Genomic DNA, 7,147 nt, shown 5'->3' with positions numbered 1-7,147 from the left:
ATGGGTCTGTTGAGTTCGAAGAATCTTTTATATATTCGAAGAGAACATCTGACACTTTTTAAAACCTAGCAATTGTCAGATCAAGTCTTGGCTATTACAAATTAGGTGAACAAAGACCCGTCAAAGCGTTATGGAAAGGGTTTTTATTTCACTATTTCAATAATCCAAAAATAATTCTAGCAGGACTATTACCTGTTCTGTCTGCTATTTTTGTTATGATTCATCCTGAACATCTCGTAAAATTTTTTGTGTTGAATGGTCTAGGTATGTTTGATGGAGCAAGCAGAATATTTTCCAAAATTTGGAACAAGTATATAACGCGCATTGACGGGTCCTGAGTACTAAGTTAAATCTCTTCCTTTAAAGACTCATCTTGATAAATAATTTATTAATGTGAATAATGAGCATGAAAAACCGGTTATTAGGATGGCTTGCATTTGTTATTTTAGATATAAGAAATTCTCTTGTGTCCATCAAAATGATATTTTTTGTAATCTCCCTATATAAATTACAATTTTTAGTGATTTAGTGGACAGTTGACAGATTGATTGATTGATGAATAAATCATTCAGTTGTCTTTAAGCCAAGTCGGTGACCTATTATGATCACTCCGTTTTCACGTTTACCCTGAGGGTTAGTTCTCTTTGCTATTTTTATGATGAACCTTCCTTCTTCTCCAAGATCTGAAGGAGAAGCTCTTTTTACTTGTCCGGTTTTAGCATCTTTCAATCCGACCTTTTTATAGAGTTCCTGAAGTTTTGATGTAATAAATGAATTGAAATAGAAATCATTTCCTTTCTTAAATGTAAAAGTCCTTTTTAAAAGCTTCATTAATTTGACTTCTGCATCTTCATTTTCTCTAAGTATAATCTCGCGTTCTAACTTCTTTGGGTTGTATTTGAGATTTTCAACTAACTGCTTATTTAAAAGCTTAAATGCTTTATAAGCTATGGGATTTCTTTCCGCAATTTGCTGTTCTGCACTCTTACCGAAATGGAATGTTAATGTTGTTGTAGTTAATAACGATTCAAGCTCAAAGTAATCTTCTTTTAACTTAGTAGCTGCTGATTTCCGATTGCGTTCTGTCTTCGTTTCTAATTTATGATCAGAATATTGCATTTCCACATCGAAGTAAGCTTTGTTCCAGTCTTCAATGATGAACTTGATGTTTTTATAAACTTCGTTACTAGCTGATTCATTAATCTGTTGGTCTAAAAGGTTCAAGTTGAGCGTTGCAAGTTTGGTGTTTTTATCTATATCAGCAAAGAATTTAAGCCTTTCATCCTTCGTGAACTTGTTGAACCGAGAGTTCAGAATCGCGTCGTTGTAATCTTTGATAATTCGTTTAGCATCTTTTAGATATTCCTCTTTATATTCTTCCCAAAGAACCATTTGATTCTTATGCTCATGATTAGTAATATGAATTATCTGATAGGCTGGATTACGGAGACGTCCCATAGCTTGCTTTCCCTTGCTGGCAACTCCTACTTTCGTGTACAATTTAAAGCAATCCGTTACTAATACAACTGTAGCATTTACATCGTACAAGTCCCAGCCTTCAAAATATTTGCAGGTGTAGAAGTTTATCTTTTTATAATTGCTCTCATGGGGTTCAGGGACAAAGAACTTCTTCAGTTCTCCAAGCTTGTCCATGTTGCTACTATCTTTATCGTCAGCACAATAAATACTGCATTCTGTAAGTTCTGCATTGAGAACAGCGTTTCTAATCTCCGTTACTGAATTATAGAAGATGTGCACATTTCCTGGAAACTCATGAACATTCTTCAAAAGGTAATTTAGTGTTCCAACTACACTTGAAGCATTTACTACCGTAACCTTACCAAGCTTTTCAGTAAATGTAATTTGGTGGTAATCCAAATCATGAAATCCTGGATCAGAGAAGTAGTACGGAGTAGCAGATATAATGGACTTGTTGTCGAAGCTCCAGAAGTATTTGAAAGGCAGAAGAATGTTCTTTCGGTATGCTTCACTGATAAAAGTGTGAGATTCATCCAGAAGTAAGAACCACTGTTTATATACCTCTTCAAGTCTTCTTTCTCGTTCAGCAGCCTTTATAATCTTCCAAATACCTTCAGGTGTTGACATGATCTTTATACCTGATCTTTTGTCTTGCATCATCTTTTGAACTTCTGGTAATTTTATATCTCCATAGACGATATAGTCCGGTCTCTCATCGCCTTTTGATGAAAGTAGTTTATTTAAAAGTATACTAGTGTTAGGTACTATCAAGATTGTACACCGTGATTTATCTTGTATTTCTTGTGTTGTGCCTCCGATAGCGCACCTTCCTTTATCTATAAAAGCATTTACTGGCAGTCCATCAGGAAAGATTTTATTGATATAAGTGCTTCGACTTACCTTGTAAGTAGTAGTGCTTTTGAACATTTGAATGATAATTGATTAGCTGAAATGAAAAGGGTGAGGTAAAGAAGCCTCACCCTAGAGCAATTTAGTTTAACGCTTCCTCTATGAGTTCTTCCAAGGTAAAGTTTATGGTAATCCTACCTTCTTGATAATCTTTAATGAAAACAGCCATTCCTCCCTCGGTGATTACCTTTACACCTTGGCTTGATTTAGCCATATGAAAAGGAGGATGTTGATAAGGACGTCCTGCCTTATCTTTCCTTGTGATCAAGGTTCCTACGATACGATGCCCATTTTTTACAAACTCGAAGAACTGTTCTAACTGTTCAACCTCGTGTTCTCTCAAACTCTTTGCATACTCCACAAAACCTTTAGCTGTAAAGTAATTAGTTCCATCCTCTTTTCCTAAAAAGACTTTTGCTGTAATCAGACTTCCATCATGGCCTGATCCCTCGGATCCTCCATGTAACTTATTAAATAACTTCATTTGTTAATGTCGAAGCCTTTGCTTTCGACACATCAAAGGTGGCTATGATCGAAAAATGATTTATAAGAGGAAATATTAGAACTTTCAACTCAGTTTTCTTTCCCTTGGTTCACAAGGGATTATGGAAGAAGAGACCTGATATAATCTTTAGGATGATAATCATTGGCTTTGAATAATTGCTCTTCGAATAGCTTCACATAAAGCAACTTTAACAGTACGAGTAGGTCATATAGAAATTTAAGTTGTTGATCTCCGTATTTCACTCCTACTGCTTTTAAATGAGTTTCATTATTTAAATAAGGAAGCAGTGATAAGCAGAACTTAGCAATTAGCTTAGAAACCACTTTCTTAGGATTTTTAATTTTAGCATCTGCTGCTTCTTGTATCCTTGCTAAATCAATACCACCATTAGGAGAAGTAAGCATATGTAATGCTTTTTCACCTAGTGAGTCTAAGTTTGATTTACTATTCTCTATAGCATCCAATAATGTGTCGCAAATCCATGAAGAAAGGATTGAATCTTTTACCCTAACTGAATCCTTTGGCGCTTGGAAAGCTATATGAAGGTCATCGGCTTTAGATCTTTTTAAGAATAGGAGAAGTCCAGCTAGCTCTTTTGCCCTCTGTATTTCTCCATATTCAACCCACTCACTATAACCTTCCTCCAACATGAACTCTTTATTAGCATGATGCTTTAAAGCAGAAGTATAATCAGCATGTATAACCTCGTAATAATGTAATGTCAAGTACAGAAGGTTCTCGTAATGACACGACAAGTTAAATTTGGAGAGCAGTTCTCTGAACCCCTCTTTAAGTTGTTCGACTTTTTCTATTGTACTAAAGCTTGGAGATTGGACTACATTTCCCCATGCTTCAAATTCTCGTACCATTGCATCATACTGCTGGTCTGTATTCGTACCGAGGTAAGAACGAAGAATTTCAAAGTTAGGGTGAAGCACAAAGTAATCCATATCATTTAAAAGGTACAAAGATAGAAACAGCGGAATAAATAGTTACTCCGCTGGTGTCTTCGTTATTATAATTCAGGGTACGATTCCTTCAAATGCTCCAAATTTACTTGTCCTAATCCCCGCAGATATTTTAAGGTAACGATCATATTCGAATGACCTAATAGCTGTTGAAGAATATGCAAATCTTTAGTTCTCTTATAGATATTAATTGCGGCTGAGTGTCTGAATGAGTAAATTGTTTGCTCCGGCTCTAATAGCCCCTTTTGCTTAAGCATCTTTTTCTTAGCTCTTGACCATTGTAAGCTGAAGTAGCTGACGTTGAAAGGCTTATCGGTTCTGCTTATAATATTTTGATTAGGTTCTAATAGGTGAATACCTCGTTCAATTAGTTCTTCTCTCACATAATCAGAAATGTATACCGTTCTTATCCTGCCGCTTTTGTTTTCGAACCCTGAAAGTTGAATTTGAGTAACTTGATCATTAAAATGTCCTCTCTTAAGTAATCTGGACTCTTCATGAGGTCGAAGCAGACATCCATACGTTAACAAGCAACATAAGTGAAGGTTGGGGTAGCTTTCCTTCAAAAAGCTTAGTATTTTTTTAGTTTGCTCAGGTGTATATATTTTGTGAAGAGTTGCTTTTGATTTCTTTTTAGCGGTCTTTTCTATTGGGTTTGAAGTAAGGTAACCTTTATTGACAGCTGTCGTTAAAAGCGCGCTTAAAGCTCTTCTCTTATTCATATAGTGTGTTCCACTAGTATCGAACTGAGTTAAAAAATCTGTTAAGCGTGCGACTGTGATACTGGAAATCAGGCCGTTTTTTTCTTCAGGCAGTAAGAACTCTAACAGTTGTTTGTAAACACTACAAAGATCTCTTTTGTAAGTAGCGCTTAAGGAGCTTTTCTGTCTTTCGTTGATTATTTCTCCAAGTACTTCAATTGTAGATTTGGGTGATTTTCGTAGCTCGCTCTCTTGGGTTGGATTCCAACCCTTTTCTAAAGCCTTATGAAACTCAAATAGAAGCTTTTTTAATAGTCTGTCTCTCTCTTTTAAGCTTGCAGCACGATTGGGCGTAATGGACATCCCTAGCTTTTTACCATTGTACTCCCGGAATCTTTCTCCGTTGTAGTAAAATAAAATATAGGATCTGGTTTTTAAATTTTCAGTAGAAATAATTTTAGGTTCTGTATACATGAACTGACGCATAAGTGACGCACAGCTCGTTTCATAAATGAAAAAAGAAGCTACATTTGCAGACCCAATTCCGATACCAATCGGAAGGCGGTACCATAGCTCAGTTGGTAGAGCAAAGGACTGAAAATCCTTGTGTCGCTGGTTCGATTCCAGCTGGTACCACCGCAAAGCTTCAGAGAAATCTGGAGCTTTTTTGTTTTATAGCCTGGAGCCAATACACGTAAACTAAATTATTTTTGTAACTATGTAATTAAAGATTCGTTATATCTTTAATTACATACATTTTACCGAAAGAGAGGGAGAATGCTGGGGAAATTTGAGAAACACAAAACATCAGTAAACGAAGAAGAACGTTTACAACAGGAACTTGAAGAAAGGCTTCAGCAGATTCAGGATCTGGAGGAAAGATTAAGTAGTACTAATCTTGAGTATTTACGCCTGAAGAACCAGCAGAATAATTATAATTACAGGCAGGGGCGAAGTTTAAAAAGTCACAATAGTAATGTTAAGCTAACTGTTAATGTTTTTTTAGCCTTAATTGTATTTATAGCGGTTTATTATATTGTTGATTTGCTGCTGAAATTTTTATAGGCTGCTTTGCTTATTAACTTTATAGGCTGATTCCTCTTCCCTTTTATAATCTTCTTATTTATCGTTCTGATATCAGCGACAGCTGTTTTTAACTTTTTGTTTGATTTTTTCCAAATGTTCGTAGTTTTATAATTGTTATAAAAACAAATTATAAGCCTACTCTTATGTTTTCAATTATATCCTTTAACGAAAAGTTTACAGGAATCAGTAGACCTTTCCCTTAATTTTTTAAGAAATCATTGAGCTTTTAGAAAGTACAATCTCCCTTAGGGAAACATCTTATCGTGAAATTTTTTAAACTTCCTTCCGATAAATGTTAAAACAATCCTCAACCTATATAAACTTAACCAAGAACTAAAGTCAGATTAAATGAAAAGGAATGAATTTTTAAAAGCCGGACTACTTGCAAGCGCTTCTATAGCTGCAGGAACTACCGCGTTCTCTTCAACTTTAAAATACAATACACCTGCTGGCGGAAAAACTTTTAATCTTAGTTATGCCCCGCACGAAGGAATGTTTGCGAACAATGGGGGCAAAGATTTTCTTGATCAAATCCGTTATATGCACGATCAGGGCTTTAGAGCAATTGAAGATAACGGAATGCTTGCACGGCCCCTTAACCAGCAGGAGAAAATTGGAAATTTGCTAAGCAAACTGGGAATGCAGATGGGGGTGTTTGTTGTAGATGGAGGAGATAACTGGAAAATCTCTCTTACTACCGGTAAACAGGAATTTAAAGACAAGTTTATTGAAACCTGTAAAAAATCGGTGGAAACGGCAAAAAGAGTAAATGCAAAGTGGGCAACGGTTGTGCCGGGTTTTTTTGAACGAAACTTGCCAATAGGAATCCAGACTGCCAATGTAATAGACGCTTTACGCAGAGGTGCTGAAATTTTTGAGCCTCACGGTTTGGTTATGGTATTGGAGCCATTAAGTGATACTCCGGATCTTTTTCTTCGAAATTCCGATCAGACTTTTTCTATTTGCAAAGCCGTAAACAGTCCTTCATGTAAAATTCTTTTCGACATCTATCATATGCAGCGAAACGAAGGGAATATTATTCCAAACATTGATAAAAATTGGGATGAGATTGCTTATATCCAGATTGGGGATAATCCTGGCAGGAATGAACCTGGCAGCGGCGAAGTAAATTATAAGAATGTTTTTAAGCATTTATATAATAAAGGATATAAAGGGATAATGGGCATGGAGCATGGAAATTCAATAAAAGGGAAAGAGGGTGAATACGCTTTAATAAAAGCATATCGGGAAGCGGATAGTTTCATTTAAGAGATAGTACTATTTATAGGATATAAACCTGCTTTTAAAACAAAAATTATTAACTGTATTGAATATTAAAATCGTGTCTTAACTTATATTTTTTTAAAAAAGTTTGGAGGGAAATAAAAATGCCTATATCTTTAGTTTTTGATAGGCATCCTGATGTGCTTTCAAATAACCAAATAATAACTAACTAAATTAATCTATGCATTATTCTCTACTCAGTAGGATGAGGTATG

The 7,147-nt window shown here is 35.5% G+C and carries 6 protein-coding genes and 1 tRNA gene; 3 read left to right on the top strand and 4 right to left on the bottom strand.

All coding sequences use genetic code 11. The annotated features are described in order from the left end of the window. Positions 1–564: 564 nt before the first annotated feature. The 4 genes from ACLCDL_RS14955 to ACLCDL_RS14940 all read right to left on the bottom strand — a co-directional run bounded on the left by ACLCDL_RS14955 (position 565) and on the right by ACLCDL_RS14940 (position 5,036). Positions 565–2,406, bottom strand: coding sequence for a hypothetical protein (locus ACLCDL_RS14955; RefSeq protein WP_423149206.1), 1,842 nt, complete (start codon positions 2,404–2,406; stop codon positions 565–567). 64 nt (positions 2,407–2,470) lie between these two features. Further along, positions 2,471–2,872 carry a hypothetical protein gene (locus ACLCDL_RS14950; protein WP_423149205.1) on the bottom strand — a complete coding sequence of 134 codons (402 nt, stop codon included), beginning with the start codon at positions 2,870–2,872 and terminating at the stop codon, positions 2,471–2,473. A gap of 119 nt (positions 2,873–2,991) precedes the next feature. Beyond that, positions 2,992–3,843, bottom strand: a complete 852-nt coding sequence (locus ACLCDL_RS14945; protein WP_423149204.1) for a hypothetical protein — start codon at positions 3,841–3,843, stop codon at positions 2,992–2,994. Positions 3,844–3,908: 65 nt separating this feature from the next. After that, positions 3,909–5,036: a tyrosine-type recombinase/integrase gene (locus ACLCDL_RS14940; protein WP_423149203.1), complete on the bottom strand. Its 1,128-nt coding sequence runs from the start codon at positions 5,034–5,036 to the stop codon at positions 3,909–3,911. 89 nt (positions 5,037–5,125) lie between these two features. Here ACLCDL_RS14940 and ACLCDL_RS14935 point away from each other — a divergent pair. The 3 genes from ACLCDL_RS14935 (at position 5,126) to ACLCDL_RS14925 (ending at position 6,917) form a co-directional block, all read left to right on the top strand. Further along, positions 5,126–5,198, top strand: a tRNA-Phe gene (locus tag ACLCDL_RS14935). Positions 5,199–5,339: 141 nt separating this feature from the next. After that, complete coding sequence (locus ACLCDL_RS14930; RefSeq protein WP_423149202.1) at positions 5,340–5,627, top strand: hypothetical protein; 288 nt, start codon at positions 5,340–5,342, stop codon at positions 5,625–5,627. Between the two features lie 369 nt (positions 5,628–5,996). Next, the gene (locus tag ACLCDL_RS14925) at positions 5,997–6,917 is read left to right on the top strand and encodes a hydroxypyruvate isomerase family protein (protein ID WP_423149201.1); all 921 of its coding nucleotides are present in this window, start codon (positions 5,997–5,999) and stop codon (positions 6,915–6,917) included. The last annotated feature ends 230 nt before the right edge of the window (positions 6,918–7,147 follow it).

The sequence above is a fragment of the Rubrilithobacter danxiaensis genome, from assembly GCF_047272945.1.
Classification (GTDB): Bacteria; Bacteroidota; Bacteroidia; order Sphingobacteriales; family Sphingobacteriaceae; genus Rubrolithibacter; species Rubrolithibacter danxiaensis.
The sequence above is the reverse complement of the archived record's forward strand: the minus strand, read 5'-3'. Positions and strand labels throughout refer to the sequence as shown.

Bases quoted from the DNA above. Each gene is read 5' to 3' on its own strand.
- ACLCDL_RS14955 (WP_423149206.1), bottom strand. From the start codon at position 2,406: ATGTTCAAAAGCACTACTACTTACAAGGTAAGTCGAAGCACTTATATC.
- ACLCDL_RS14950 (WP_423149205.1), bottom strand. From the start codon at position 2,872: ATGAAGTTATTTAATAAGTTACATGGAGGATCCGAGGGATCAGGCCAT.
- ACLCDL_RS14945 (WP_423149204.1), bottom strand. From the start codon at position 3,843: ATGGATTACTTTGTGCTTCACCCTAACTTTGAAATTCTTCGTTCTTAC.
- ACLCDL_RS14940 (WP_423149203.1), bottom strand. From the start codon at position 5,036: ATGTATACAGAACCTAAAATTATTTCTACTGAAAATTTAAAAACCAGA.
- ACLCDL_RS14930 (WP_423149202.1), top strand. From the start codon at position 5,340: ATGCTGGGGAAATTTGAGAAACACAAAACATCAGTAAACGAAGAAGAA.
- ACLCDL_RS14925 (WP_423149201.1), top strand. From the start codon at position 5,997: ATGAAAAGGAATGAATTTTTAAAAGCCGGACTACTTGCAAGCGCTTCT.